The sequence below is a fragment of the Streptococcus infantis genome (genome assembly GCF_015546995.1).
Taxonomy (GTDB): Bacteria; Bacillota; Bacilli; order Lactobacillales; family Streptococcaceae; genus Streptococcus; species Streptococcus infantis_J.
Genome location: NZ_JADMUH010000002.1, coordinates 103,799 through 129,318 on the forward strand (window position 1 = coordinate 103,799; position 25,520 = coordinate 129,318).

A 25,520-nucleotide genomic window follows, 5' to 3' on the forward strand; every position below is an offset into this window, starting at 1 on the left:
GATGAATAACTCAATCAGAATCAAACGTAGACTGACTCAAACCCTTACTTATCTATACTTAATTGGACTTTCAATCGTTATTATCTATCCTCTTTTAATCACGATTATGTCAGCCTTTAAGGCCGGTAACGTTGTGGCCTTCAAGCTCGACAGCAATGTCAATTTCAGTCTTGATAACTTCAAAGGGCTCTTTACTGAAACCTTGTACGGCACATGGTACCTCAACACTTTGATCATCGCTTTGATCACTATGGTTGTCCAGACAAGTATTATCGTACTTGCTGGTTATGCCTATAGCCGTTACAACTTCTTGGCTCGTAAACAAAGTTTGGTCTTCTTCTTGATTATCCAAATGGTGCCAACAATGGCCGCTTTGACTGCCTTCTTCGTTATGGCTCTCATGTTGAATGCCCTTAACCATAGCTGGTTCCTCATCTTCCTCTACGTTGGTGGAGGTATCCCGATGAACGCTTGGCTCATGAAAGGTTACTTTGATACAGTACCAATGTCTCTTGATGAGTCTGCAAAACTAGATGGTGCAGGACACTTCCGCCGCTTCTGGCAAATCGTTCTCCCTCTTGTTCGCCCAATGGTTGCTGTACAAGCACTCTGGGCCTTCATGGGACCTTTCGGAGACTATATCCTCTCTAGTTTCTTGCTTCGTGAAAAAGAATACTTTACAGTTGCCGTTGGTCTCCAGACCTTCGTTAGCAATGTGAAGAATATGAAGATCGCCTACTTCTCAGCAGGTGCTATCCTCATCGCTCTTCCAATCTGTACACTTTTCTTCTTCTTGCAAAAGAACTTCGTTTCAGGACTTACAAGCGGTGGCGACAAGGGGTAATATACCCTCGCCACCCTTTTTCATTTTTGACCTTGTACATCGATTGTCTGGTGAGAAACAAGAGCTTGCTGAGATTACCTTGTTAGTTAGTGGACGAATCATAACATACATTCACTTTTACCAAGGATTCTACTATCCCCGCTTGAAATAAAAAACATTTCTCTATATAATACTCGTATAGAAAAATGCCTATAGAAAGAGATTTATGTTACCATATCCATTTTCTTATTTTAATAGTATTTGGGGATTTCGTAAGCCCCTCTCTCATCGTTTTGGTCTAAACTGGTTTCAACTGATTTTTACCAGTATTTTCTTGATTAGCTTATCCATGGTGCCTATTGCTATCCAGAACAGTTCTCAGGAAACCTATCCTTTAGAGACGTTCATCGATGATGTCTATGCTCCATTGACGGACGAAGTTGTTCAGGATCTAGCTACCAATGCTCAGATTGTAGATGGAAAACTAAGCTATACTGGGACAACTCCTCATCAACCTTCTGTTCAAATTGGAGTCGCTTCTAGCTCAAACTTCCCTGAAGAATTACTTCTTAGCTTTGAACCTGAGCAACTCGTCATCAGTAAGCAAGGAAAAGAACTAACCAGCATTCGCTATCATGCTATCACAACTGATAGTTTCCAAAGCAAGGAAAGCTTGACGCAAGCCATTTCTAAAGACTGGTACCAACAGAATCGTGTCTATATTAGCCTCTTTCTTGTGCTAGGTTCTAGTTTCCTCTTTGGACTTAATTTTTTCATTGTCGCTCTAGGTTCTAGCCTCTTGCTCTACTTTACGAAAAAATCTCGTCTCTTCTCATTTAAGACCTATAAAGAGTGCTATCATTTTATTTTGAACTGTTTAGGATTGCCAACTTTAATTACCTTGATTCTAGGTCTTTTGGGACAGAATATGGCAACTTTGATTACTGTTCAAAACATTTTATTTGTTCTATACCTGGTCACTATCTTTTATAAGACTCATTATCGTGATCCAGACTACCAAAAGTAGGAGATTATTATGCCTGTTACGATTAAAGACGTGGCCAAGGCTGCAGGAGTTTCACCTTCAACCGTAACCCGTGTTATTCAAAACAAATCAACCATTAGTGACGAAACCAAAAAACGAGTTCGAAAAGCAATGAAAGAACTCAATTATCATCCTAATCTAAATGCTCGAAGTCTCGTTAGCAGTTATACGCAAGTCATTGGTTTGGTTCTTCCAGATGACTCAGACGTTTTCTACCAAAACCCTTTCTTCCCTTCTGTTCTTAGAGGGATTGCACAGGTTGCCTCGGAAAATCACTATGCCATTCAGATTGCGACTGGTAAGGATGAGAAAGAGCGTTTAAACGCCATTTCACAAATGGTCTATGGAAAACGTGTGGATGGGCTTATCTTCTTGTATGCTCAAGAAAATGATCCCTTGGTGCAACTAGTTGTCGATGAGCAATTCCCCTTCCTCATTCTTGGAAAATCACTTTCTCCTTTTATTCCGCTTGTTGATAATGATAACATCCAAGCCGGATTTGATGCGACCGAATATTTCATCAAAAAAGGATGCAGTCGCATTGCTTTCATTGGTGGTACCAAGAAGCTCTTCGTTACCCAGGACCGTTTGACAGGTTACGAGCAAGCTCTTCAAGAACACAATCTACCTCTTGATAGTCACCGTACCTTCTTTGCAGACGAGTTTCTAGAAGAAAAGGGCTATAACTTTAGTAAACAACTCTTTAAACACGACCCTCAGACCGATGCTATTATCACAACAGATAGTCTCTTAGCTGAAGGTGTCTGTAACTACCTCAACGAACACCAGCTTGATGTTCCGGTTCTAAGCTTTGATTCGGTGAATCCAAGATTGAATCTAGCTGCCTATGTTGATATCAATAGCCTTGCTCTTGGCCGAACTTCATTTGAAACCATTCTGCAAATCATTAATGATGTCAAAGAGAATCGTCAAATCTGCTATCGTCAGGTGATTGCACACGAAATCGTTGAAAAATAAAAAACCAACTCTCTATTTTGAGTTGGTTTTTTTGTATTCTATTTACCTGAACAACTAGTTTTCAACTTCGACAAATCGTCCAAGAATATGAACATTCTCTGAGACCGATACAAAGGCTGTCGGATCAACTTGTTTCATAATCTGTTTAAAATCATTGAACTCTGCACGAGTGATAACCGTAATTAAAACTGCCTTACGCTCATGGTTATAAGTTCCTTCAGCATCATGGATCATCGTTGCCCCACGGTGCAATTTGTTGTGGATTTTCTCAATCACTGCATCTGGATTGCTAGTGACGATCATGGCCTGCATGCGTTTCTGTTTGGTGAAAACTGCATCTGTTACACGGCTTGAGACAAAGATCGTAATCATGGAATAAAGGGCATATTTCCAACCAAAGGTCAAGCCTGCAATCAGCATGATTGTCCCGTTCACTAGGAAGGAGATGCTTCCGACGTTTCGTCCTGTCTTCTTACGAATGGTAAGACTGACAATATCCGTTCCACCACTGGAAATGTTATGGCGTAAAGCAAAGCCGATACCAAGTCCCATGACTACCCCACCAAAGAGAGCATTGATGATGGGATCCTCTGTCAAGACCACCACTGGCACAAATTGGATAAAGAGCGAGCTCATGGATACCGTGATAAAGGTAAATATCGTGAACTTATGCCCAATCTGGCGCCAAGCTAAAATCATGAGTGGTATATTGATACAATAGAAAGCTACAGAAATTGGAATATGGAAATTAAACCAGTAGTTACTAAGGCTTGAGATAATCTGAGCTAAACCTGTTGCTCCACTTGAATAAACGTGTCCTGGTTGGAAGAAGAAATTGACGGCTACTGCTGATAGAAAACCATATACCAGAGAAGCTGAAATTTTTTCATCGTATTTTTCTCGGGAGATACCTTGCAAAACACGTAAAATCTTCACCCGATAAGCAAAGCGGCGCAGATAATGGTACCACTTTTTAGTTAGTTTCGTTTGTTTCATCTTGTTCTACTTGTAGATTGAGTTCCTCTAATTGTTTAAGAGCTACTGTTGATGGTGCTTGGGTCATTGGGTCAGTTGCTTTATTGTTCTTAGGAAAAGCAATCACTTCACGGATATTTTCTTCGCCTGCTAAGAGCATTACAAAGCGGTCAAGTCCGATAGCCAAGCCACCGTGTGGTGGGAATCCATAGTCCATGGCTTCCAAAAGGAATCCAAACTGGTCATTTGCTTCTTCTGTTGAGAATCCAAGGGCCTTGAACATACGTTCTTGAAGTTCTTTTTGGTTGATACGAAGGCTACCGCCACCAAGTTCATAACCGTTCAAGACGATGTCGTAGGCAATAGCACGAACCTTAGCCAAATCACCTTCAAGCTCATGAGTAGTATCTGCTTGAGGAAGAGTAAATGGATGGTGGGCGCTCATATAACGACCTTCTTCTTCAGACCATTCAAACATTGGCCAGTCAACTACCCAGAGGAAGTTAAATTTGCCGTTATCAATCAAGCCAAGCTCTTTGGCGATACGTCCACGAAGGGCACCAAGAGTTGCATTGGCTACTTCAAGTGTATCAGCCACGAAGAGTACCAAGTCTTTGTCCTCAAGACCAAGCGCTGCTGTCAAGTCTGCTTGAATGCCAGTCAAGAATTTAGCAACCGGACCGTTTAATTCACCGTCAACAACCTTGACCCAAGCAAGACCTTTAGCCCCATACTGCTTGGCTACTTCTGTCATCTTGTCGATGTCTTTACGGGAGTAGTTGTCTGCTGCACCTTTAACGACGATGGCTTTAACCGCAGGAGCCTCTGAGAAGACTTTGAAGTCTACACCCTTGACAAGATCTGTCAAGTCTTGAAGCAACATCTCAAAGCGAGTGTCAGGTTTGTCAGAACCATAAAGCGCCATGGCATCATCATACTTCATACGTGGGAATGGCAGAGTTACTTCGATGCCTTTTGTCTCCTTCATCACGCGAGCAATCAAGCCTTCTGTGATGTCTTGGATTTCTTGCTCAGTAAGGAATGAAGTTTCCAAGTCGACCTGGGTAAATTCAGGCTGGCGGTCACCACGCAAGTCTTCATCACGGAAACATTTGACGATTTGGTAGTAACGGTCAAATCCCGCATTCATCAGCAACTGTTTTGTAATCTGCGGACTTTGAGGAAGTGCGTAAAAATGCCCTTTATTGACACGAGAAGGCACCAAATAGTCACGCGCTCCTTCTGGTGTTGACTTAGAAAGGAATGGTGTTTCCACATCGATAAATTCTAACTCATCCAAATAGTTGCGGATAGAATGTGTTACTTTGGCACGAAGTTTAAGGTTTTCCAACATCTCTGGACGACGAAGATCAAGGTAACGGTAACGTAGACGCGTATCATCGTTTGCTTCAATGCCATCCTTGATTTCAAATGGTGTTGTCTTAGCTGTATTGAGTACAGCAAGAGCTGTTACATTCAGTTCAACCGCTCCAGTCGCCAACTTATCATTTGCTTGCTCACGTGCAGCAACTTGACCAGTCACCTCGATGACATATTCACTACGAAGGCTCTCAGCTGTTGCCATCACCTCTGCTGATACTTTTTCAGGGTTGATAACCAACTGCATAATCCCTTCACGGTCACGAAGGTCGATAAAGATCAAGCCACCCAGGTCACGACGACGGGCAACCCAACCCTTCAAGGTAATTTCTTGTCCGATGTGTTCCTCACGAACACGACCAGCATACATACTGCGTTTCATTTCTTCTCTCCTCTTGTATTCTGTTACTATTTTACCATAAAAGCGCAGGCTCTTCATGAAAATCATCAGAAAAGTTGAGAGTTTCCTGCGATAAATGAAAAAATCCAGCAAAGTCTTTCGCTGGATTTGGGTTTTCTTTATTTTTTTCGCTTTTCAGCAATCTCCGCTGCCTTTTTAGGGAGAACAATCTCCGTTGCATAGGCTGTCGCAAATCGCATAATACCTGCAATTGGTGCAAAGATAACTGCTAGATGATTATAAAAGAAATCCCCTTTAAAAGCATAGGCAAGCGCTCCAATAATAAGGAAGAGAACAACTGCCTGAATCACTGCTAATAATATCACTCGTTTCATGACTTCCTCCTGAGTCTATTATAGCATGATAATCATTAAAAATCCGATTAAATTATTCAAGGCATGTAGAGCTATACTATAGGCCAGACCACCCTTGCTGATGTAAGCCAGTCCCAAGCTAAAGCCGAGTGAAGCATAGACCAGGAACTGTTGAGGAGTCCCAGGGAAATGAACAAGTGCAAAAATGATGGTGCTTACAAGAAGAAAGAGAACTGTCTGCTTGACGTTATCTTGTTGAGGAAAGACATAGCGAGCTAACATTCCTCTAAAGGTCAATTCTTCTGTAAGAGGCGCAAAGAGCACTATCATAAAGAAAGAGAAAAGAGGTTGATTATGAGTCATTTGTTCTAACATCTGTTGATTGACTGATGGATCATTTGGTAAGAAATTTTGTGCTGCTATGACAAGAACCAATACCAAGGCAGGCAACCAGATGTATTTGTTAAGGGCTGTTTTTTCAATCGTAACGGTTCCTGTCTTATACCACTTGTAAGTAACGAAGGTGAAAATTCCTGCCAATAAGACATAAATTGGGACAGCAACATATTCAGGCGCACCCATTTTCATAGCCACTAAACCTACGCCCTGAATAAAACTATAGACCATAATAAATGATAAGAAAGTAAGGCTATACCAGCCAATGTTTTGAAGTGTTTTCATAATATTCTCCTATTTGAAATAACGTTTTGTTTTTCGCAATAGTGCCACATTCGTATACATATGGATGACAACTGCCACGAGTAGAGCAACCAATTGTACTTGCCCCAATACCACAGATAAAACTACTAAGACAACATAGATACCAAGAATGAGGAGCTGATTAACCTTGAACAAGATCAAGTAAGCTTCTTCCATCTCAGCCTGTTTTTCTCCCTCATCATAAGTATCGAGGTAGTCTAAAACTTCCTTGGGAGTCGCCGTAATAGAAAGTTTGTAGTTACGAATCTTGCTGGTGATTTTGAGACAGTAAGCACCTGCCCAGATACCTAAAACTATCAAAAGTAAGGATGCTACTGATGGGCCCAAAGCTCCCAAATCTATAAGTAGACAGGATAGCATACTAATTTGGCAAACATTCCAAGCTACCGTACCATAATCTAAGAAACGATACATAGCAAGATAGTCTTGTTCGTTTTCTTCGTCCTCTTCTTCTCTTTGATAACTCTGATAAGCCTGATGGCTTTTTCTAATGAAATAAAAGGTTAGAATTACCGTAATCAGCCCTAGACCAAAAAAGATTGAGAACAAGACAGGGATTACTTGCTCTTGGCTAATACCTAAAGGTTTAACTCCAAGAGCTCCGGCAAGTATTCCTAATAAAGCTCCTATAATAAAAAGTTTCAGTGCAAAAATTATGTGATTCTTTTCCATATTTTAACCTCTTTCTAAAACAAGCCAGACAACCATTGACCAAAGGATTTCCCCGATTCAAAAATAGCTGTCAAACCTTCTGCTCCAAGCGACACCAAAAGCAAACAAACAACAAGTAAGAGAATAGCTTGGTTTCTTGCTTTCTTCGCTCCATCTCCCAAGGGCTCATTCCCAAGCCAACCTGCTAGATAAGCATAGAGAGTCACGGTTATAATCCCAATCTCCGTCGAAGAGAGAAACAAGAAGACTGTCACCAAACGAACAATGTTGGCTTGAATGTTAAAATAGTTTCCTAAACCTGCACAAACACCTGCAAGTGCTTTGTTCTCAGTATCGACTTGAAAACCTGCTAAAAATTCTTTCATAACTTTTCTCCTTTTAGGATCTCTTTAAACTTTATCTTTTTCTCTACCCATCTAAAGACTAATAGTAAAACTATGTTAATCCAGAAGAGGTATTTACTTTCAACAATTGTAAACCAACCAAATAGGCTTCCAATCATAGCCAAAAGATTTACGATAAACACAACTATAGATAGATAATAAATCACTTTATACTTGTTCATCACTCGTCCTCCTCTAAGCGGAAAACCGACTCGACTGGCTCATGGAATATCTGAGCAATCTTCAGGGCAATGACGATGGATGGGGTATACTCATCCCGCTCAAGCAAGCTGATGGTTTGCCTGGACACGCCAGCTAGTTTGGCCAGCTCTGTTTGATTCAGGCCATCGCGAGCCCGAAGCTCTTTTAGACGATTTTTTAGCATGTCTTTTTTTCTCCTTTGTTCTTATCTTGATTTCATTGTAACACATCTTTTTATTTTTGACAAGTATATTTGTCAAAAAGTTTAAGATTTTTGTCATTTTTCAAAAGAAAAAGGTCAGGAATGGTATCCTGACCGTATTTTTTCTTATATATGATAGAAGATTGCTTACTCAGCTGACGCAGCCTCTTGACTTTCTTTCAACTGCTTTTTATCATCCTTTTTGTAATCTTTTCGGATGATATAGAGCGTTGATAGACTGATTAGAGTCAAAATAGCGCCTGTAATCGTCCCTTTTTGAGAGAAGGTAAATTCTACTTTGTGTTGTCCAGAAGTAATCGGGAAGGAAATAAAACTATTCCATGCTTTTGTCACTGGGACAGCCTTACCATCAACTTTCACCTTCCAACCCTCACTATAAGGGATAGAAGTCATCATAAATTTGCTGTCATCAGTAATATTCACGGAACCTACGATATGAGTGTTCGTAAATTTCTCAACTTGCAGGCCTTGTGCTTTTCGTTTTTCTAATGCACTTTGAATTTGACTGATTTCTGCACGATAAACACCTGCGTTTGAAAGGTCAACCTTATCTGTTTTAAAGCGGAACTCAAGCACAGATTCTTGATTCTCCGCCTTGTCTGCGATTTGCCATAGTTGGCGTTGCGTATTTCTCTTGGAATGAGTAAACCACTTGCCATTCAGAAGGACGGAGTAATCTTTCTCTGAATTGAGACCTGCAGGCACAAAGAAATAGTAAGTCAAATCTGTTCGCGGAGTAATGTGGTAGCGAACGACTGCATCCTTAGAGGAGTCCACTCGCTTGTAGACTGCAGTTCCTTTTTCTTTGTCGACATTTTCCTCAGTAAGATTTTCTGTTTCAACATCTCCGTAGGCTAGGGGTTTGAAGTAGTCGAGATAATTCTCTTCGCCTTTTTTCACACCTTCCATAGAGTTAAGGATGATATTTTGATTTTGGATAGCGTTGTTTCTACCAAAGTTGATGTTTCTTACTAAATCATTTGTTCCATAGGCTAATGGGAAAGAATTTGGATTTTCGTACACGATATAACGTTCATCTTCGTAGACCTTCTGCGTGAAATAACGCTGCATATCAAAACGACTGGCAAAACGTGTGAAATACATTCTCTCAGGATGAGCTTCTTTCTCAGTAGGATCCAGGTCTTTGACATCTATATAGTAGCGAACACCGTATAAGGCATCTGTTAACAAGGTCCCATTTTCATACTCTGTCGCTGCATTAATCCCTTGGTCACCCATAAAGGCAAATTGATCCATGGTCGTACGCTCTAAGCTCGAACTGAAGGTACTTAAACCTGGGTAGGAAACAAGCGATGGCACTGTTTTTGAATAGGCAAAGGTTGTTGCAATTCGATAGAATGGTTGGTCTGCTTGTTTCTGAACATCGTCTGTCACTTGTTTTACAGATACCGTCGCATCTACAAACTTATCTACATCTGCATACCCAAAAGTCACTTGAGATAGATAGGCATTATAGCCTAACTCAAAGATTGTTAGGGCAGACACGGCAAGAATGGCTAGTCTGGTCATTCTTGAGCCCAATAAGAATATAACCGCTAAGTAGACAAGCAAGGTTAATACAACCTGAGATAAGAAATATCCTGTTTGGAGAAGAATTCCTAAAAGAAGGACGATAGCACCAGCTATCAATAGTACCATTTTTTTCACTTGAGGAGCTTTACGAGAACGACTCCAATAGAGATAAGAGCAGGCTGCAGTGATAGCTATTAGTAAAACCCAAAACACAAGAACATTCTTTGATAGAAATTGAGTCAAAGCTTCAGGTTGGGTTTTTGGAAGGTAGGTGAATTTCTTTGTATAGAGATAAATTGCTGATAAAACAAGCAATACCACCGAAAGCAACTTCCCTCTGCGAGAAATTTCTACTTGTCCCTTAACTACCTGATAGGCTAAAACGAGCATAAAGAACGAGAATAACCATGAGAAACGGAAGAAGAATCCAGCTGGGTTTTGTCCCATATGCCAGATTTTACTTACAAATTCATTGACAAAGGAAATCAAGAAGACAAGGGTGACCGCACCTGCAGCCCAACGTTTTTCCTTGGCTACCTGCTTCGATGTAAAGTAGAGGATAAAACCTAGAAATCCTAAAGCACCAATGTAGATATTTGGAAGGTTAGGTCCAGCCGACCAGCCTGAGGCAGTATCAAAACCACCGATAGCTAATTTCGACAGGATATCCACAGGATTGATCTGAAAGGCGAAGGAGAACTTCATGGCATCTCCAACCTGCCCCTTACTCTCAAGGAGATTATAGAAAACTGGCACAATCAAGACCGATGCCGTAGCAACCCCAATGACAGAGAAGGCAAATGTTTTTATCAAAGGACTCAAGAAGTGTTTCAGCTTCTGTTTCAGAGTTCCCTGGATAGAGAGGCGTGGTGAAACATAATAGCAAGAGTATAGGACGATAAAAATCGAAATCATATACCCCATATAGAACTGCAGAAAGACTGTTAGCCCTAAAATAAAGGCATAACGATAGGGTCTTCCTCCATCCAAGAGCTCTTCCAGATAAACGATAACGAGCGGTAGCATAATCATGGCATCATAGAAAATGACGTTCATCTGATAGGAAACGAGCATCCCTGAAAGAGCATAGGCTGTTGCAAACAAAGGCACCAACCATACACGAGATTCTGCTCCCTTATAGCGCTTAATCAGGAAGTAAGAGAAAGAAAGGCCGATTGCTCCATATCTGAGCCAAATAGTCAGAAATACTGCTAAACCATAGTGTTTGAAGGGAATAAGAATATAAAAAATATTAAAGGGACTCATCAAGTAATAGCCCAAAACCCCTATCATGTCTCCACCGAGAGATTTAGTAAAAGAGTAAGTCAGGCTACTCAAATCACCAGTAAGTACCGCATGTTTAAGTAAGCCAAAAAAGCTGATATACTGCTGACCAAAGTCAACTGCCATCAGACTTTTATTTCCAAAAGGATAGCTACCCATGAAAAACCAAACAACCAGCATGATGGTCATCGGTAGTAAGGTACTTATCGTATAAAGCAAGGCTTTAGGGTGTTTCCCTTTTAACTCTTGCCAACGCGTTAACCACTTATCCATGTTTGTTTTCTCCTATGTCTTCTTAACCAATCTTATCTTTTTCAGCTTGGTCAATATTACTTTTCGCGACGATAAAGTGAGGACGTTGCTTCACCTCGTAATAAATCTTTCCGATATACTCTCCAAGCACACCGATGAAGATCAGCTGCACACTACTAAACAAGATGATAGCTGCTATTGTCGTGAAATAGCCACTTGTATAGTCGGAAGAAAAGATAAATTTACAAAATTCATAAACAATATAGAGAAGAGACAGAGCCATACTGACAAATCCAAATTGGATACAAATTCTAAGCGGTCGGTCATTAAATGAGATAATCCCCTGGAAAGCATAGTTCATAGACTTCTTAAAGCCAAATTTACTTTTTCCTGCTTTACGCACTTCGTTTTTATAAGGGATAACCTTCTCTTTAAAACCGATCCACTCATAAAGACCTTTGTTAAATCGATTGTACTCAGGCAGCGAAACAAACACATCCACAGCTCTCTTGCTGAGGAGTCGTAATTCAGATTTCCCGTCTGTCAATTTGACGTCCATAGAGTGGTTTGAGAATTTATAAAAACTGCGAGCAAAGAAGCTTCCTACAAATGACTCCCCTTCTCGACTTCTCTGACCACTGACAATATCGTATCCTTCTTTATAAGCTTCTACAAAGAGAGGAATCAGATAAGGCGGATGTTGCAAGTCTCCATCCATCACCATAACCGCATCGCCAGTTGCATACTTAAAACCAGCAAGGATTCCACTCTCGCGTCCAAAGTTTCTACTAAAGCTGATATACTTGACCCGTGGGTTTTCATTGGCAATAGCATCGATTAATTCTAGTGTGCTATCGCTACTGCCGTCATCCACATAGAGAATTTCGTAGTCAGATAGTTCTTCCGAAAAAATCATACTCTCTAACTGCTCAGAGATGGCTTTATGCGTTTGAGCGAGAACTAATTCTTCATTTAAAAGAGTGATAAGAATTGATAGTTTCATCTAAATGCTCCATAATATCTACTTTTTTAAAAAAGGGAGAGAGCCATGCTCTCCCCTATCTAAAGAAACTCAACTATTACTTATTAGAATATTTACGTTTCAATACAACTGTGCCTGATAAGATGACGATTCCTGCAAATACCAAGCCAGTTCCTACGGCTTCTCCAGTTTTAGGAAGTTTTGACTTCTCATCTGTTGTAGTCGTTGATCCTTCTGTTGTTGAAGTAGTTTTTGGCTCTTCTTTTGTTGTAGTTGTTGAAGTAGTTTTTGGCTCTTCTGTTGTTGTAGTTGTTGAAGTTGTCTTCGGTTCTTCTGTCGTTGTAGTTGTTGAAGTTGTCGTTGGACCTTCTGTCGTTGTAGTTGTTGAAGTTGTCGCTGGACCTTCTGTCGTTGTAGTTGTTGAAGTTGTCGTTGGACCTTCTGTCGTTGTAGTTGTTGAAGTTGTGCTTGGCTCTTCTGACGTTGTTGTCGTCGTTGTTGAAGTTGTGCTTGGCTCTTCTGACGTTGTGGTCGTCGTTGTTGAAGTTGTGCTTGGCTCTTCTGACGTTGTGGTTGTTGTTGTCGAAGTTGTGCTTGGCTCTTCTGACGTTGTGGTCGTCGTTGTTGAAGTTGTGCTTGGCTCTTCTGTCGTTGTAGTTGTTGAAGTTGTCGTTGGACCTTCTGTCGTTGTAGTTGTTGAAGTTGTCGTTGGTTCTTCTGTCGTTGTAGTTGTTGAAGTTGTCGTTGGTTCTTCTGTCGTTGTAGTTGTAGAAGTTGTCGTTGTGGTTGTTGTGGTCGTAGTAGTCTTATCTCCACTACCCTCACCTGAACCTGTTTCTAAACGAGTCAATGCACTGACTGAACGAGATTTTTGGAAGTTACTTGCTGACCATTCCAAAACATTGGCAACTTGAGTACCTTTTGGAAGTTCTGAAGTTAATTCTGTTGTGTACTCAATGTACATTGGCCAGTTCCAGTTGTCACCAAAGTTAATGGTGAACCCTGTGATTTTACCATCCGCATTTCGAGTAAATTCAGCTTTTTTGCTAAAGTTATCAATTGGTTCCAGTTTAAGAAGTGCTGCTTCATTTGGAATTTTTTCTGGTTGAGTCGCATAACGAACCGCACGGAAAGAGCTTTCCACCAAGACTTGTCCACTATCGCTAAAGTCATCTTTAATGACCATGTTGTTCAATTTATCCTGAACAGCGTTCAAAACAACACGCCACTTGATGCGGTTAGGATTTTCTGAATCTTGGTAACCATATTTCATTTCATAGTCACCAGCTTCACCGTCTGTTTTATTGTAATTGAGGGTATATTTTTCTGTCCCGAATTGGAAAGTATAGTTACCTGATTCTGGTAAGTTGGTTACGTTTGGACGAACAGAATATTTCAAAGACATTACCTTATCCTTGTAATTCTTAGAGAAATAATCTGTAAAAGTAATCGTTACTTTTTGAGTGCTTGGATCTGTCACAGCATTCCCAATTACTTCACCACTGCTATGGGTAATTGGAAATTCTAGCTTGGTGATCAAGCCCAATTCTTTAGGAAGGTCAAGTACCAGTACATCGCCTTCGTTAATTTGTTGAGTATCAGGGAAAGAAATGGTATTGGTTGCTTCCAAAACTTTACCTGTTCCGATTTGAGTGTCCGATGTCAATGGTTGACCATCAACAGTGATTGATGTTTTATTGGTATAGTCTGTAACATCAGCTGCAAATACTGTTGTCAGTACCGTCAAAGATAACACGATTATACCCAAAAATGCAAACACGCGCATCGTGTTCTTTTTAAAATAATTCATGGTTGACTCCTTTAATTAATCAAATATATCATAGCATTTTTTGAATTCGTTTACAAGCTATTTTTTATAATATTCCAGTTTTCCTAACTTTTTATATAAAAATAGTCTTCAATGGTCGGATTTTTTATTAAATAAAACCAGGAATAAAACCCTGGTTCATTACTTTACTATTAAGAGCCTAATTTTTCAAAGACTTCTGAGAAATTTTTACTAATAGCTTCAAGAGAAACTTCTACTTCTTCTCGAGTTTGGTTGTTCTTGACCGTCACTTGTCCGCTTTCGACTTCACTCTCTCCTAGGGTGATGAGGGTCTTAGCCTCAAAGACGTCAGCTGACTTGAACTGCGCTTTTAGCTTGCGATTGAGGTAATCTCGTTCTGCCTTGAAACCTTGTTGGCGCAATGCTTGTACTAACTCCAAGGCTTTCAGATTTGCTCCTTCACCAAGGACAGCAATATAAACGTCTAGGACGTTTTCGATAGGTAGGGCCACACCTTGTTTTTCAAGGACTAAAAGAAGACGCTCTACACCAAGTCCAAAGCCAAATCCAGCAGTTTCAGGACCGCCAAAGTAGGCAACCAGGCCATCGTAACGACCACCTGCACAGACTGTTAGAGCATTGCCCTCAATCTCTGTGATGAACTCGAAAATGGTGTGGTTGTAGTAGTCCAGACCACGCACCATATTGGTATCGATGATATAGTCTACTCCGAGATTTTCCAACATCTGGCGAACAGCATCAAAGTGAGCTTGGCTTTCTGCATCCAGGTAATCCAAGATAGATGGTGCATTCTCCACTGCCACCTTGTCTTCTTTTTCCTTCGAGTCCAAGACACGGAGAGGGTTTTCCTCCAAACGACGTTGGCTATCCTTAGACAAGCTATCTTTGAGCGGTGTTAAGTAGTCAATCAAGGCTTGACGGTAGGCTGTACGGCTCTCAGGATTTCCAAGGGTGTTGAGGTGTAGTTTGACACCTTGAATCCCGATTGCTTTCAAGAAGTGGGCTGCCATAGCGATCGTTTCTACATCGGTAGCTGGATTGCTAGAGCCAAAGCACTCCACACCAATCTGGTGGAATTGGCGCAAACGGCCTGCTTGTGGACGCTCATAGCGGAACATTGGCCCCATGTAGTAGAACTTACTTGGTTTTTGAACTTCTGGTGCGAAGAGTTTGTTTTCCACATAAGAGCGAACGACTGGCGCTGTTCCTTCTGGACGGAGGGTAATATGACGGTCTCCCTTGTCGTAAAAATCATACATTTCCTTGGTTACGATATCAGTTGTGTCTCCAACAGAACGACTGATGACTTCATAATGCTCGAAAATAGGGGTACGCACTTCTGCGTAGTTGTAGCGTTTGAAAATTTCACGCGCAAAGCCTTCAACGTACTGCCACTTGGCAGACTCAGCAGGTAAAATATCCTGCGTTCCTTTTGGTTTTTGTAATTTCATAGAGAATCCTCTTTCTAACTTAATAGTCCTATTTTACCATAAATGACGGGATTACAACAGTGTGAAGAAAACATGGATTTAAAGATTATTTTTGAGATTGAGACTTGTCAGAAGAATAGCTAACAGAGAAAGACCTACGAAAAGTATCCAAGTCAACTGTATATCCCATACCGCCACCAGTGAAAAACAGGCTGTCCCCACTGGTATAGATAGAGTAAACAACAAACCTAAAAAATTACTGGTACGAGAGAGAACCTCTGGAGCAAGATTTTTCATGAGCAGAGCACTAATTTTTGGAGAAATTTTCCCAGAAACATACATAGTAAAAAAGACGAAAAGCATCCCGAGCAAGACTTGGTTTAACAAATTAGATAGGCCAACTAGACTGGCTCCTAACGTAACCCACATCATCAATCTAGGCAGAGATTGCTTCCCAAAATAATCATTTCCCGTAAGGCTACTGATGATAACTGCTAATAAGGTAATCAATTGTAAGATAAACAAGGCATCCTTGTAGGAAAAATCCAGTAAGGAATAATTTAAAAGGAAGATGTTATAGATACCACCTAAGGCACCACCCAATGCATTGATAAGCAGGATAGCAAAGAGCATAAAACCAAAGTTTTTCTGCCCACTTTTAAGAAAAACGAGACGTAGATTTCGGTAAATCGTAAAAAACTGATCTTTGATAGAAAGCTTCTCATTTTTCAGTGATTTACTATCCGCAAATGGAGTTGGTAAGCTTAATTCAGCCCTTCCTAAAAAGAGAATGAGAGCTGACACTAGGAAAAATATGGCATTGATTCCCGCTACGAGCGAAAAGTTCTGTGTTGACACCCCTAATAGCCAAACTCCAAAAGCTTGGCCGCCAATCGCAGAGATGTAGGTAATAAACTGCGAAAAGGAATAGGCCTCCATCAGATCTGACTCTGCTACCTTTTCTTTAACGAGAGGCATTCGCAAGCCGCCAGCAAAATCACTGGCTACATCACTAATGACATTGATGAGGCAAAGGGTCGAAAAGGCAAAGAAACTAGCTTGCTGAACAACTAGGGCTGCTAGAAAAAATAAAACCGCCTGAAATAAACCGACATAGGTCATCCATTTGACCTTGTCCTTGGTATAATCTGCCCGAATTCCCACAAAAACTGTAAAAAGAGTTGGAAGCATCATCACAACATTCGCAATGGCAACGGCAACAGAAGCCTCTGGCAAAGTCGAGGCATAGACCACAAATACTAAATTATAAATGGAAGCTCCAAAAGCATTGAAAAATCGTGATAAGCTCAAAACTCTATATGCTTGATTTCTTAGTAATAGTTTCATATAATTTCCTTTCTTGCTAACATACTACTTTTATGGTAGTTCTAGTATAGCATCAAGAATCCCTCGAGAATAATTTTTTGAATATATGCAACAGGCTAAAGCCCTAACGAAAACGATAGAACTTGCTAATACTAATAAGTATCTTTACAGTCCTATCGTTTCAATTTAATTTATCCAGTTGCAAATACTCAACACTCTATGGCGCTTCTATAATAATCTGCAGATTTGCTACAACCAATCATCTCGAAAATACGGACAGCATCCTCCATTTTTCTCTGCCCATCCTCCACTCTTCCTTGTTTACTATCAAGCAAACCTTCTGCCCATAGGTAGACTATTCGAAAATAGGTTTCATTTTCTTCAAAGAAGTTCTTTTCAATTTGTTTTTTGAAATAAAGGGCATTGGTAAAATCATCAACTTCAATACAGGCCATAAAACCATTGAGGAGCAAGGTGTGCATCATATTCCGATTTTTCCCAACTCCTTGCAAGAAATCTGACTTCCGCAACATTTCCCGAGTATACTTTGTCAAAAGCTGGACTGATAAAAGAGGAGAGCAGGAAGAAAAGAACGAAAGTTCATAGAGCCCCCAAATTTCAACAGAAAATAGATAATCATGTAGGACTCTTTCTTCCTCAGAGGTCAATGTAACCGTCACATCAATAGCTTTCATATAGGATTTTATCAAAATAGCATTGAGAATGTGTTGCTGTTTATCCTTTGAAAAAGGATGTTGTTGGTATTCTCTCTGATAGAGAGTACTCAGGGATATTAAATCTTGTGGGTCGATAGCCTCAAACATTCTGTTTCTAAATTCAGAATAGGCATCCTGATGAAAACCTCTCGCCAAAAATAACAATTCTTCCATACTCGCATGAATATTCTCCAAAGCTGTGATTAACTTTGGAGCAGATATGTCACTCTGACCATTTTCAAAACGCGACAATAAGGATGCTGAAAAGCGTCCACCTGTTGCTTTTCTCAAGGAGATTTTTCTGGACTCCCTTAACTCTTTAAAAACTTTTCCTAAATTCTTCATCCTCTTACCACTCGTCTTTTATTTTTTCCTATTTTACCACATTTCCTAATAAATACTAGTTCCAAGCCAGTATTTACAATCTCCCACATGCATGATACAATGAAAACCATCAGATATACGAAGGAGAACTTATGAAAAAGAATATCTTGACAACCCTTGTTGCTGCCCTTGTCTACTTTCTCTGTATCGGAGTGGGGGTTCTACTAGGGAACCTTGTCGACCACACTGGAAATATGTTTTACGCCCCTGCCTTTTCTGCTCTTGTGGGCGGTAGCGTCTATATAATCCTTTTAGCCAAAGTGCCTCGTTTCGGAGCGATTACTTCGATAGGACTTGTGATTGCTCTCTTTTTCCTCGGGAGTAAGCATGGTGCTGGAGCCTTTCTGCCAGGTATTATCTGCGGTCTTGCAGCAGATGGCATCGCTCACCTAGGACATTACAAGGATAAGGTTAAAAACCTTCTTTCCTTCCTAGTTTTTGCCTTTGGTACTACTGGTCCCATCCTACTCATATGGTTGACCCCTCAAGCCTATATTGCAACTCTAGTCGCTCGTGGAAAATCTCAGGACTATATCGATCGCATTATGGTTGCACCGAATCCTGCTAATATCCTCCTCTTTATCACAAGTGTTCTCATCGGCGCTTTACTTGGTGCCCTGATTGGACAAACACTTAGTAAGAAGTTGACACATAAAAGTTAAATAAAAAGAGCCACACGGCTCTTTTTTTATTTATGACTTAATTTCTTGGTCAACAAGTCTCCCAAGAACTGAATTGTAAAGATAATCAGAATAATGATAAGTGTCGCAAGGACTGTCACATCATGATTGAAACGGTTAAATCCATAAGCGATAGCTACGTTACCAATACCTCCAGCCCCAACTGCTCCCGCCATAGCTGTTTCACCGACGAGGGAGATCAAGGTCACAGTCGTCACACGAATCAAGTCTGGTAGACCTTCTGATAGGTAAACACCCACGATATCCCAGAAAGTAGCTCCGCTAGCTTGAGCTGCCTCGATGACACCGCCATCTAGTTCTGCCAATACCACCTGTACTTGACGGGCAAAAAAGGCAAAGACTGCAAAAGATAGGGGTACAATAGCCGCATTTGGCCCGATACTTGTCCCTACGATTAGATGAGAGAAGGGTGACAAGACTGCCAAGAGAATAATAAATGGCACCGCACGGAAGATTGACGTGATCTTGTCTAAAATCCAGAAAACAACTTTATTTTCCAAGACACCACCTGGAGCTGTCAAGACAAGGAAAAGCCCTGCAACCAGCCCTAGGAAACCTCCAATGATAAAGGAAAGAACCGTCATATACAGGGTCAAGTAGATTGCTGTTCCCCAGCCAGCTTGACCAGACCAACCCATCTTGTAGACGTTTGGTAAATATGTTTGAATCAAGTCTGCCATCTCACTGTCCTCCCTTCAATACTTTTAGTTGCACACCAGCCTGACGGATAGCATCTTGAGCGCTTGCCAAGGCTTCTTTTTCCCCTGACAAGACAACCACAAGCTCACCCACAGGAGTGCCGTCAAGAATTTCAATGTTTCCATAGAGAATATTGGCTGTTACTTGGTAGTGCTTATACAATTCATTCAGAAGTGGTTCATCTGTAGAAGCGCCTGCATACTTGAGTTGTACCAAAATGCTATTTTCAGATAAGTGCTCCACGATTTCTTGCTTTTCAATCTTGACCATAGCTTCATCGATACCAGTAGCCGTTGAGATAAAGTCCTGAGTCAATGGTTGCTTAGGATCTGAGAAGATTTCAAGAACACTGCCCTCTTCAATCAAGCGACCATCCTGCATCACAGCTACACGGTTAGCAATGTCTTTGACAATCTGCATCTCATGTGTAATCAAGACAATGGTCAAACCTAGCTTACGATTCAAATCTTGCAAGAGCGACAAGATTTGTTTAGTTGTCTTAGGGTCGAGAGCTGAAGTTGACTCGTCTGAAATCAAGATTTTTGGATCATTGGCCAAGGCACGTGCAATAGCCACACGTTGTTTTTGCCCACCAGAAAGTTGTGAAGGATAGTTTTCGGCACGGTCAGCCAATCCGACTAAGTCTAATAATTCAGCCACTTTAGCCTTCTTATCTTTCTCGCTAAGTCCAGAGTGTTTGAGGGCGAAGGCTACGTTTTCCTCTGCTGTTTTCTGGCTCATGAGGTTAAAGTGTTGGAAAATCATCCCAATATCTTGACGTTTGCGACGTAATTTCCCAGCAGTTAAGGTTTCTTTCCCATCAAAAATCACATCATCATCAACAGTAATTCTACCTGCAGATGGTTTTTGCAAAAGGTTGATCACACGAACCAAGGTTGACTTTCCTGCTCCAGAATATCCAACGATTCCGTAGATATCCCCTTCTTGGATGTGAATGGTCACATCTTTAACCGCTGTGATGGTTCTTTTCTTTTGATGAAAAGTCACATCGATTTGATCTAACTTGATAATATCTCTACTCATAGCTTCTAATCAGCTCCTCTACTAATTCAATATGGGTGTAATAATCGGCGATTCGCACATTTTCATCTCCACCATGGTCTCGGCTATTAGCATTTCCTAGACCAAAGGCAACCATAGGTACTTCTAAGGCATCAAAGACTGTATGCATAGGTCCTGTCCCAGCTGTAGTCGGCAAGACAGATACGCCCTGTGGATAGAATTTCTTGGCCAGTTCAATAACATTGAGAATAGATGGTGCACTCATATCGCTTCGATAACTCATCTCACCCAAGGTATAGTACAATTCTACCTTATCAAAACCGTTTTTGTCTAGTTGTTTCCGGATTTTCTCCAAAACATCATGTGGTTCTAAGCCAGGAACCAAACGAACTTCTAGTTTAGCGCTAGCTTCTGCTGGCAGAATTGTTTTAACTCCTTGACCTTGATAGCCTGACTGAATTCCTTCGATATTGAGTGCTGGTTCAAAGAAGAACCGTTTGAGAAAGGCTGTACGTTCCTCTTGTAAAAGTGGCAATTCCAAGCCATAAATCTGACTGATTTCCTCTGGATTGCGTTGGGCATAGGTTTCAACCAAGGCTAACTCACGTTCGTTTGGTTCCTGCACATCATCGTACAAACCTTCTACCAAGATACGGCCGTCGGCAGCGCGAAGACTAGTCAAAGCTTGAATGAGATACCATGGAGCTGATTCGATGACTCCACCATAGCTAGAATGGATATCGACGTCTGCACTCTTGACCTTGGCATCAAAGGTCATAATCCCCTTGTTTCCACCAGAGATTTCTAACTGTTCTAAGGCATTCTTTGTTCCTTGTTCCCAGACCAATAAATCTGCACCACGAAGTTTGTCCGCATGTTTTTCTAAATATTTATCCAAGTCCATAGAGGCCGATTCCTCTGCCCCTTCCATGATGAAGCTGATATTGACTGGAAGATCATCGTGATGTTGCATGTATTTTCTCAGAGCGCTCAATCGAGCAGTGATATGTCCTTTGTCATCGTCAACCCCGCGTCCATACATAATGCCATCACGCAAAGAGAGCGTAAAAGGATCCTCGGTCCAAACTTGATCACCATCTGCTGGTACTGTGTCATAGTGGTTGTAGAAAATGATAGTCTTGGCATTTGGTCGTGAACTTTTGAAATGTGCCATGACAAAAGGCGCCGTATAGTTCTCGTCAATCTCAACTTCTGCACCAACACGTTTAAAAATCTCACCTAGATAACGAGCCACCTCTTTCAGGCCGACTTGTTGGGCAAAGACTGATTTTTTAGAAATCAAGGTACGCAAAACTTCAAAATAATGTTGCGCTACATGATCCTTTTCAAACTTTTCAATTTGTTCTTCTTGGCTAGGGAAAACCATTTTCTCTCTACCTTTCTACTAGGACTTGTACCTTTAGAATCAATACAAGTGGATTTCATTTGTTTTAGGCTCTATATAAAAGCAAGAGGTGGAAAAAATCTCTCCCACCTCCCTGTGTTTATTACCAAACTGGTTGATCCAAGCCGTCTGAAGTTTCTTCGATGACTTTTTTCACTTCGTCAGTGTGGTAAGCTGCGATAATTTTCTTGATTGCATCAGCTTTAGGTGATGATTCCCAATCTTTTTTCGCAACGATGATGTTATACCATTGTTTTGAGTTTTCGTCAGCTTGCTCTTTAAAGAGTGCTTTCTTGTAGTCCAATTTTGCTTCTGTAACAAAAGTGTTGTTTACAACAGCTGCATCAACTGATGACAATGAACGAGCTGTTTGGCTAGCGTCCAATTCAGTGATTTTCAAGTTCTTTGGATTTTCTGTGATGTTTGCGATTGTCGCAAGTGCAGTTCCTGAAACATCCAACTTGATCAAACCAGCTGATTGAAGCAAGTAAAGAGCACGGCTTTCGTTTGTAGCATCGTTAGGTACTGCGATTTCACCCTTATCTGGGATTTCTTCCACTTTAGTGTACTTGTTTTCACTTCCGTTTAAACCTGAGTAAAGACGGATTGGTGAGATGTAAGTATCTGCAATCGCTACAAGATCTTTACCGTTTTCTTTGTTCCAGTTGTTCAAGAAGTTGTAGTGTTGGAAAGCGTTCAAGTCTACTTCACCATCAGCAGTTGCTTTGTTTGGTTGTGAGTAGTCTGTAAACTCTGTGAATTCCAATTTAATTCCGTCTTTTTCAACCAATTCTTGGACTTTATCCCAACGTGCTTCTTCTGAACCACTACGGTTAACAGTCGCAATTTTAACTGTAGTTGTATTGTCCGCTTTCTTGTCTGAATTTCCGCAAGCTGCAAGAGTCAAGCCTGCGACTGTAGCGATAGCTGCTACGCCTAACCATTTTTTGATTTTCATGATTCTTTCTCCTTTAAAAATAATACCGTAATAGTATCTCATACTTTATTTGATTTCGCAAATTGTTAATAGATAGGAAGACCTATAGTTTGAAACTATATGTCTAAAAGTTGCAAAATCATCCACCTACAAGAGAGTGGATGATTTACAAACTTATTTAATGTCAGCTTCTGCTGGGAGGTAAGAACCACCGAAGAATTGTTGAGACAATTTTTCAAGAGTTCCGTCTTTGTATAGTTCTTGGATGCGTTTGTCCACAAAAGCTTTCAACTCATCTTGACCTTTGGCAAGAAGTGGGTAAACATAAGGTTGTTGGTCACTTGGGAGTTCGATGACTTTCAAATTATCCAAACCTTGGTTTTTGATAACTGTCTCTACACCAATCTTGTCAAAAATCTTATAGTCAAATTGTCCATCGCTCAAACGAGACATGATTTGTTGGAAATCTGCCTTAGTATAATTAAGGATAGTTGGATTGTCCGCATGTTCTGTGTTGTATGCTTCCAATTGTTTAGCTGAGGTTGTTCCTTGAACGACTTCAGTAGATTTTCCACCGATATCATCAAGAGACTTGATACTAGTGTCGTCCTTCTTCACAACAAGAACGTTAGGATTTTTAGCAGTTGGCGCTGCGTAGAGGTATTTCTCTGCACGTTCTTTGGTATAACTAAGGTTGTTAACGGCCATTTGGTAACGATCGCTATCAAGTCCTGGGAAAATCCCTGACCACTCTGTCTTTTCAAACTTGACAGTATACTTGTCTGAGTCTTTAAAGATAGCACGAACAAGTTCAATCTCGTAACCTGTCAATTCACCATTTTCTTCATAGATAAATGGTTTTGGTGATCCATTAGTTGCTACAACGATTTCTTTCTTACCAGATGTTGCTTCACCAGATGCAGCATCTTTCTTCTCACCACCTGAGCAAGCTGCTAATACACCTGCGGCAACAAGCCCTAGGGCAGCAAGTGATGAATATTTAACGATTTTTTTCATGATATTTCCTCCAAAATAAGATACAGTCTTATCTTAACAGAAAAAAAGTAATTGCGCCATTATATGATTTCTATATTTGTGATAGATTTTCTTTATGGCTGATTAAAAGACCAAACGTAAGACTGCTATTAAGACCACTCCAAAGAGAACTGTCCCCACTAGATTGCGGTAGCGAAAGGCGACAACGGCTGTCGGAAATACTGCTAGAAAGTCTAACCACTTTATCTGTGGGAAACTTCCAACTTTTCCTGTCACTACACTTGAAAGAATCAAGGCGAAGATAATAGAAACTGGGAGGAATTTTAAAAAGCGTTCTACGATTGCTGGCAATCCTTTGTACTTAGCAAGTATGAAAGGAATCATTCTCGGAACCCAGGTCACCAAGCCAGAGAAGATAATTGCCATTAAAATATACTTACTGACCATCCAAAATTACCCCCATAGTACAACCTAGCAAGGTCGCAAACAGAACAGCTAGTGACTGGGACACCACTGTCAAAAGCAAAAAGAAAGACACCGCAACAACCGCTAGAATTATCAGTAGATTGCGGATAGGAATCCGTTTTTGCATAATTTGAAACTGGGAAGTAAAAATCCCAATAAACATCCCCACTAGGGCAAAATCTAGACCAATAACTTCCGGATTTGGCAAAAGTCCACCTAGAGCAGTCCCGACAACAGTTCCGACAAACTAAGCTAGATAGCTGTTAAGGTTGTTCCCGTGCATCCACATAGGATTGACCTTGTCCCTATGAACCAGCTCTCCCATCAAGACCCCGTAGGTCTCATCCGTCAAAAGACTAGACATTCCGATATTATGCCAGAGACTAGTATGACGGAAATAGGTCGACGCATGCAAACTCAATAAAAAGAGACGCAGATTAATCAAAAAAACCGTCATGGCAATGGCTGCCACAGGGGCTTGAACTGCTATCAAGGCTATCATGGCAAACTGGGCACTCCCGGCATAGACAAAGAGGCTCATCAAGCCCATTTCCACAGGTGTTACATAGGGTGCACCGATAATCCCACAAGCCAGACCAATACTAACATAGCCTAGAGCCGTCGGCATCGCAGCCTGTACTCCCTCCCAAAATCCTTTTTCTTTCATAAACCTCCTCACTATTCATTCCTTCATCAACTACTTTCCAGACAGTCAAAGCAAAAATTATTATAACACATTCAAAGAGTAGAAAACCGTCTGGAATTTGAAACTAATAGCAAGTATCAGACCCTGAACAGTATGGTTCATTATGGATACATGAGAAATTGATCAATTCGAATTCTATACTTATAGCCTTCATTTTTTTCAGTATATTCATCTTCTATCGGGTAGACATCAACCCAGAGTTCTCTCCTTTGGCCTTGCAATTTGACTTTATAGCGATAGCCATCATCGTATAATCCTACTGTCTCGGTAGTTACGGATTTGAAAGTCGGAAGATCTTCAATTTCTTTTTTTATAGTCTGGGATAAATTGTAGAGCGCTACTTGTTGCTCCATTTTTGAAGCTACAGGAATATGAACTGTTACTTCTTCCAAGCGATGTGATTTTGAAAATGTGAAATCCGCTCGACCTGTATAACCATTCAATGCAATATTTTCGTAATGATAGAAAAGTCGGCCTGTTTTATAGAAATAAGGATCCCTTGCATGCCAAGTGTCCCGAAAGGCGGTTTCCGTTTCTTCTATCACTTCATCAGCTTCTCCAAACACTTTTTCAAGAGATTTGAGGGGCATATTGAATGACAGTGACTCAAATAGAATCAATTGTGTCTTTGGAATATGCTGGCAAGCTGACATGCAAAGCAATAAAGCTCCAAGAGCAAGCACAACGTTCATTGTTTTTTTAAATTTCATATTTCTACTATACTAAAAGATTCCGGCATTTGTCCAAGATAAAAGAG

The 25,520-nt window shown here is 40.7% G+C and carries 25 protein-coding genes and 1 pseudogene; 4 read left to right on the forward strand and 22 right to left on the reverse strand.

The features are described from left to right. Position 1 precedes the first annotated feature (1 nt). The 3 genes from I1J71_RS01410 (at position 2) to I1J71_RS01420 (ending at position 2,846) form a co-directional block, all read left to right on the forward strand. Positions 2–844, forward strand: a complete 843-nt coding sequence (locus tag I1J71_RS01410; protein WP_195183459.1) for a sugar ABC transporter permease — start codon at positions 2–4, stop codon at positions 842–844. Between the two features lie 205 nt (positions 845–1,049). Further along, positions 1,050–1,850 (forward strand): DUF1189 domain-containing protein, encoded by an 801-nt coding sequence (locus I1J71_RS01415; protein ID WP_195183460.1) that lies wholly within the window; start codon positions 1,050–1,052, stop codon positions 1,848–1,850. A gap of 9 nt (positions 1,851–1,859) precedes the next feature. Then, a complete protein-coding gene (locus I1J71_RS01420) occupies positions 1,860–2,846 on the forward strand; it encodes a LacI family DNA-binding transcriptional regulator (RefSeq protein ID WP_195183461.1) in 987 nt (328 codons plus the stop codon). A 54-nt stretch (positions 2,847–2,900) separates the two neighbouring features. Here the strand turns inward: I1J71_RS01420 and I1J71_RS01425 are convergent, their stop codons facing one another. The 14 genes from I1J71_RS01425 to I1J71_RS01490 all read right to left on the reverse strand — a co-directional run bounded on the left by I1J71_RS01425 (position 2,901) and on the right by I1J71_RS01490 (position 17,792). Then, positions 2,901–3,842, reverse strand: a complete 942-nt coding sequence (locus tag I1J71_RS01425; RefSeq protein ID WP_006149650.1) for a YitT family protein — start codon at positions 3,840–3,842, stop codon at positions 2,901–2,903. Next, positions 3,820–5,583 (reverse strand): aspartate--tRNA ligase, encoded by a 1,764-nt coding sequence (aspS, locus tag I1J71_RS01430; protein ID WP_195183462.1) that lies wholly within the window; start codon positions 5,581–5,583, stop codon positions 3,820–3,822. The genes I1J71_RS01425 and aspS overlap by 23 nt, the downstream gene beginning before the upstream one ends. A 137-nt stretch (positions 5,584–5,720) precedes the next feature. Beyond that, the gene (locus I1J71_RS01435) at positions 5,721–5,936 is read right to left on the reverse strand and encodes a hypothetical protein (RefSeq protein ID WP_049496767.1); all 216 of its coding nucleotides are present in this window, start codon (positions 5,934–5,936) and stop codon (positions 5,721–5,723) included. A gap of 18 nt (positions 5,937–5,954) precedes the next feature. Then, a complete protein-coding gene (locus tag I1J71_RS01440) occupies positions 5,955–6,596 on the reverse strand; it encodes a CPBP family intramembrane glutamic endopeptidase (protein ID WP_195183463.1) in 642 nt (213 codons plus the stop codon). 9 nt (positions 6,597–6,605) lie between these two features. Then, positions 6,606–7,307 (reverse strand): DUF3169 family protein, encoded by a 702-nt coding sequence (locus tag I1J71_RS01445; protein WP_195183464.1) that lies wholly within the window; start codon positions 7,305–7,307, stop codon positions 6,606–6,608. 14 nt (positions 7,308–7,321) lie between these two features. Next, complete coding sequence (locus tag I1J71_RS01450; protein ID WP_195183465.1) at positions 7,322–7,672, reverse strand: PspC domain-containing protein; 351 nt, start codon at positions 7,670–7,672, stop codon at positions 7,322–7,324. Further along, on the reverse strand, positions 7,669–7,872 hold the full coding sequence (locus I1J71_RS01455) for a hypothetical protein (RefSeq protein ID WP_006154979.1): 204 nt from the start codon (positions 7,870–7,872) through the stop codon (positions 7,669–7,671). The genes I1J71_RS01450 and I1J71_RS01455 overlap by 4 nt, the downstream gene beginning before the upstream one ends. Further along, positions 7,872–8,075 carry a helix-turn-helix transcriptional regulator gene (locus tag I1J71_RS01460; RefSeq protein ID WP_000916944.1) on the reverse strand — a complete coding sequence of 68 codons (204 nt, stop codon included), beginning with the start codon at positions 8,073–8,075 and terminating at the stop codon, positions 7,872–7,874. Before I1J71_RS01460 ends, I1J71_RS01455 begins: the two co-directional genes overlap by 1 nt. Before the next feature lie 165 nt (positions 8,076–8,240). Beyond that, entirely contained in the window at positions 8,241–11,204 is a 2,964-nt protein-coding gene (gene pgfM1, locus I1J71_RS01465; protein ID WP_195183466.1) for a glycosyltransferase PgfM1, read from the reverse strand. 22 nt (positions 11,205–11,226) lie between these two features. Beyond that, on the reverse strand, positions 11,227–12,186 hold the full coding sequence (pgfS, locus tag I1J71_RS01470; RefSeq protein ID WP_195183467.1) for a glycosyltransferase PgfS: 960 nt from the start codon (positions 12,184–12,186) through the stop codon (positions 11,227–11,229). 76 nt (positions 12,187–12,262) lie between these two features. Then, a complete protein-coding gene (locus tag I1J71_RS01475) occupies positions 12,263–13,975 on the reverse strand; it encodes an LPXTG cell wall anchor domain-containing protein (RefSeq protein WP_195183468.1) in 1,713 nt (570 codons plus the stop codon). A 170-nt stretch (positions 13,976–14,145) separates the two neighbouring features. Next, positions 14,146–15,426: a histidine--tRNA ligase gene (gene hisS, locus I1J71_RS01480; RefSeq protein ID WP_195183469.1), complete on the reverse strand. Its 1,281-nt coding sequence runs from the start codon at positions 15,424–15,426 to the stop codon at positions 14,146–14,148. A 78-nt stretch (positions 15,427–15,504) separates the two neighbouring features. Continuing rightward, entirely contained in the window at positions 15,505–16,752 is a 1,248-nt protein-coding gene (locus tag I1J71_RS01485; RefSeq protein ID WP_195183470.1) for a transporter, read from the reverse strand. Between the two features lie 188 nt (positions 16,753–16,940). After that, positions 16,941–17,792 carry an Rgg/GadR/MutR family transcriptional regulator gene (locus I1J71_RS01490; protein WP_195183471.1) on the reverse strand — a complete coding sequence of 284 codons (852 nt, stop codon included), beginning with the start codon at positions 17,790–17,792 and terminating at the stop codon, positions 16,941–16,943. Positions 17,793–17,923: 131 nt separating this feature from the next. On the opposite strand from I1J71_RS01490, the gene I1J71_RS01495 reads away from it, so the two are divergent. Next, on the forward strand, positions 17,924–18,493 hold the full coding sequence (locus I1J71_RS01495; protein ID WP_195183472.1) for an MptD family putative ECF transporter S component: 570 nt from the start codon (positions 17,924–17,926) through the stop codon (positions 18,491–18,493). Between the two features lie 26 nt (positions 18,494–18,519). Here I1J71_RS01495 and I1J71_RS01500 read toward each other — a convergent pair whose 3' ends face one another. The 8 genes and pseudogenes from I1J71_RS01500 to I1J71_RS01535 form a co-directional block, all read right to left on the reverse strand. After that, positions 18,520–19,212: a methionine ABC transporter permease gene (locus I1J71_RS01500; protein ID WP_195183473.1), complete on the reverse strand. Its 693-nt coding sequence runs from the start codon at positions 19,210–19,212 to the stop codon at positions 18,520–18,522. Between the two features lies 1 nt (position 19,213). Continuing rightward, positions 19,214–20,275, reverse strand: a complete 1,062-nt coding sequence (locus I1J71_RS01505) for a methionine ABC transporter ATP-binding protein (protein WP_195183474.1) — start codon at positions 20,273–20,275, stop codon at positions 19,214–19,216. Next, the gene (locus I1J71_RS01510; protein ID WP_195183475.1) at positions 20,268–21,641 is read right to left on the reverse strand and encodes a M20 family metallopeptidase; all 1,374 of its coding nucleotides are present in this window, start codon (positions 21,639–21,641) and stop codon (positions 20,268–20,270) included. The genes I1J71_RS01505 and I1J71_RS01510 overlap by 8 nt, the downstream gene beginning before the upstream one ends. Positions 21,642–21,762: 121 nt before the next feature. After that, a complete protein-coding gene (locus I1J71_RS01515) occupies positions 21,763–22,617 on the reverse strand; it encodes a MetQ/NlpA family ABC transporter substrate-binding protein (protein WP_074324937.1) in 855 nt (284 codons plus the stop codon). Between the two features lie 153 nt (positions 22,618–22,770). Next, positions 22,771–23,613, reverse strand: a complete 843-nt coding sequence (locus tag I1J71_RS01520; RefSeq protein ID WP_006149171.1) for an amino acid ABC transporter substrate-binding protein — start codon at positions 23,611–23,613, stop codon at positions 22,771–22,773. A gap of 102 nt (positions 23,614–23,715) precedes the next feature. Then, on the reverse strand, positions 23,716–24,039 hold the full coding sequence (locus I1J71_RS01525; RefSeq protein ID WP_195183476.1) for an AzlD domain-containing protein: 324 nt from the start codon (positions 24,037–24,039) through the stop codon (positions 23,716–23,718). Continuing rightward, a pseudogene (locus tag I1J71_RS01530) lies at positions 24,029–24,685 on the reverse strand (AzlC family ABC transporter permease). Before I1J71_RS01530 ends, I1J71_RS01525 begins: the two are co-directional and overlap by 11 nt. A 179-nt stretch (positions 24,686–24,864) precedes the next feature. Beyond that, the gene (locus I1J71_RS01535) at positions 24,865–25,473 is read right to left on the reverse strand and encodes a hypothetical protein (protein WP_195183477.1); all 609 of its coding nucleotides are present in this window, start codon (positions 25,471–25,473) and stop codon (positions 24,865–24,867) included. Between the last annotated feature and the right edge of the window lie 47 nt (positions 25,474–25,520).

Excerpts from the sequence above, each read along its gene's own strand:
- I1J71_RS01410 (WP_195183459.1), top strand. The coding sequence starts at position 2 with ATGAATAACTCAATCAGAATCAAACGTAGACTGACTCAAACCCTTACT.
- I1J71_RS01415 (WP_195183460.1), top strand. The coding sequence starts at position 1,050 with ATGTTACCATATCCATTTTCTTATTTTAATAGTATTTGGGGATTTCGT.
- I1J71_RS01420 (WP_195183461.1), top strand. The coding sequence starts at position 1,860 with ATGCCTGTTACGATTAAAGACGTGGCCAAGGCTGCAGGAGTTTCACCT.
- I1J71_RS01425 (WP_006149650.1), bottom strand. The coding sequence starts at position 3,842 with ATGAAACAAACGAAACTAACTAAAAAGTGGTACCATTATCTGCGCCGC.
- aspS (WP_195183462.1), bottom strand. The coding sequence starts at position 5,583 with ATGAAACGCAGTATGTATGCTGGTCGTGTTCGTGAGGAACACATCGGA.
- I1J71_RS01435 (WP_049496767.1), bottom strand. The coding sequence starts at position 5,936 with ATGAAACGAGTGATATTATTAGCAGTGATTCAGGCAGTTGTTCTCTTC.
- I1J71_RS01440 (WP_195183463.1), bottom strand. The coding sequence starts at position 6,596 with ATGAAAACACTTCAAAACATTGGCTGGTATAGCCTTACTTTCTTATCA.
- I1J71_RS01445 (WP_195183464.1), bottom strand. The coding sequence starts at position 7,307 with ATGGAAAAGAATCACATAATTTTTGCACTGAAACTTTTTATTATAGGA.
- I1J71_RS01450 (WP_195183465.1), bottom strand. The coding sequence starts at position 7,672 with ATGAAAGAATTTTTAGCAGGTTTTCAAGTCGATACTGAGAACAAAGCA.
- I1J71_RS01455 (WP_006154979.1), bottom strand. The coding sequence starts at position 7,872 with ATGAACAAGTATAAAGTGATTTATTATCTATCTATAGTTGTGTTTATC.
- I1J71_RS01460 (WP_000916944.1), bottom strand. The coding sequence starts at position 8,075 with ATGCTAAAAAATCGTCTAAAAGAGCTTCGGGCTCGCGATGGCCTGAAT.
- pgfM1 (WP_195183466.1), bottom strand. The coding sequence starts at position 11,204 with ATGGATAAGTGGTTAACGCGTTGGCAAGAGTTAAAAGGGAAACACCCT.
- pgfS (WP_195183467.1), bottom strand. The coding sequence starts at position 12,186 with ATGAAACTATCAATTCTTATCACTCTTTTAAATGAAGAATTAGTTCTC.
- I1J71_RS01475 (WP_195183468.1), bottom strand. The coding sequence starts at position 13,975 with ATGAATTATTTTAAAAAGAACACGATGCGCGTGTTTGCATTTTTGGGT.
- hisS (WP_195183469.1), bottom strand. The coding sequence starts at position 15,426 with ATGAAATTACAAAAACCAAAAGGAACGCAGGATATTTTACCTGCTGAG.
- I1J71_RS01485 (WP_195183470.1), bottom strand. The coding sequence starts at position 16,752 with ATGAAACTATTACTAAGAAATCAAGCATATAGAGTTTTGAGCTTATCA.
- I1J71_RS01490 (WP_195183471.1), bottom strand. The coding sequence starts at position 17,792 with ATGAAGAATTTAGGAAAAGTTTTTAAAGAGTTAAGGGAGTCCAGAAAA.
- I1J71_RS01495 (WP_195183472.1), top strand. The coding sequence starts at position 17,924 with ATGAAAAAGAATATCTTGACAACCCTTGTTGCTGCCCTTGTCTACTTT.
- I1J71_RS01500 (WP_195183473.1), bottom strand. The coding sequence starts at position 19,212 with ATGGCAGACTTGATTCAAACATATTTACCAAACGTCTACAAGATGGGT.
- I1J71_RS01505 (WP_195183474.1), bottom strand. The coding sequence starts at position 20,275 with ATGAGTAGAGATATTATCAAGTTAGATCAAATCGATGTGACTTTTCAT.
- I1J71_RS01510 (WP_195183475.1), bottom strand. The coding sequence starts at position 21,641 with ATGGTTTTCCCTAGCCAAGAAGAACAAATTGAAAAGTTTGAAAAGGAT.
- I1J71_RS01515 (WP_074324937.1), bottom strand. The coding sequence starts at position 22,617 with ATGAAAATCAAAAAATGGTTAGGCGTAGCAGCTATCGCTACAGTCGCA.
- I1J71_RS01520 (WP_006149171.1), bottom strand. The coding sequence starts at position 23,613 with ATGAAAAAAATCGTTAAATATTCATCACTTGCTGCCCTAGGGCTTGTT.
- I1J71_RS01525 (WP_195183476.1), bottom strand. The coding sequence starts at position 24,039 with ATGGTCAGTAAGTATATTTTAATGGCAATTATCTTCTCTGGCTTGGTG.
- I1J71_RS01535 (WP_195183477.1), bottom strand. The coding sequence starts at position 25,473 with ATGAAATTTAAAAAAACAATGAACGTTGTGCTTGCTCTTGGAGCTTTA.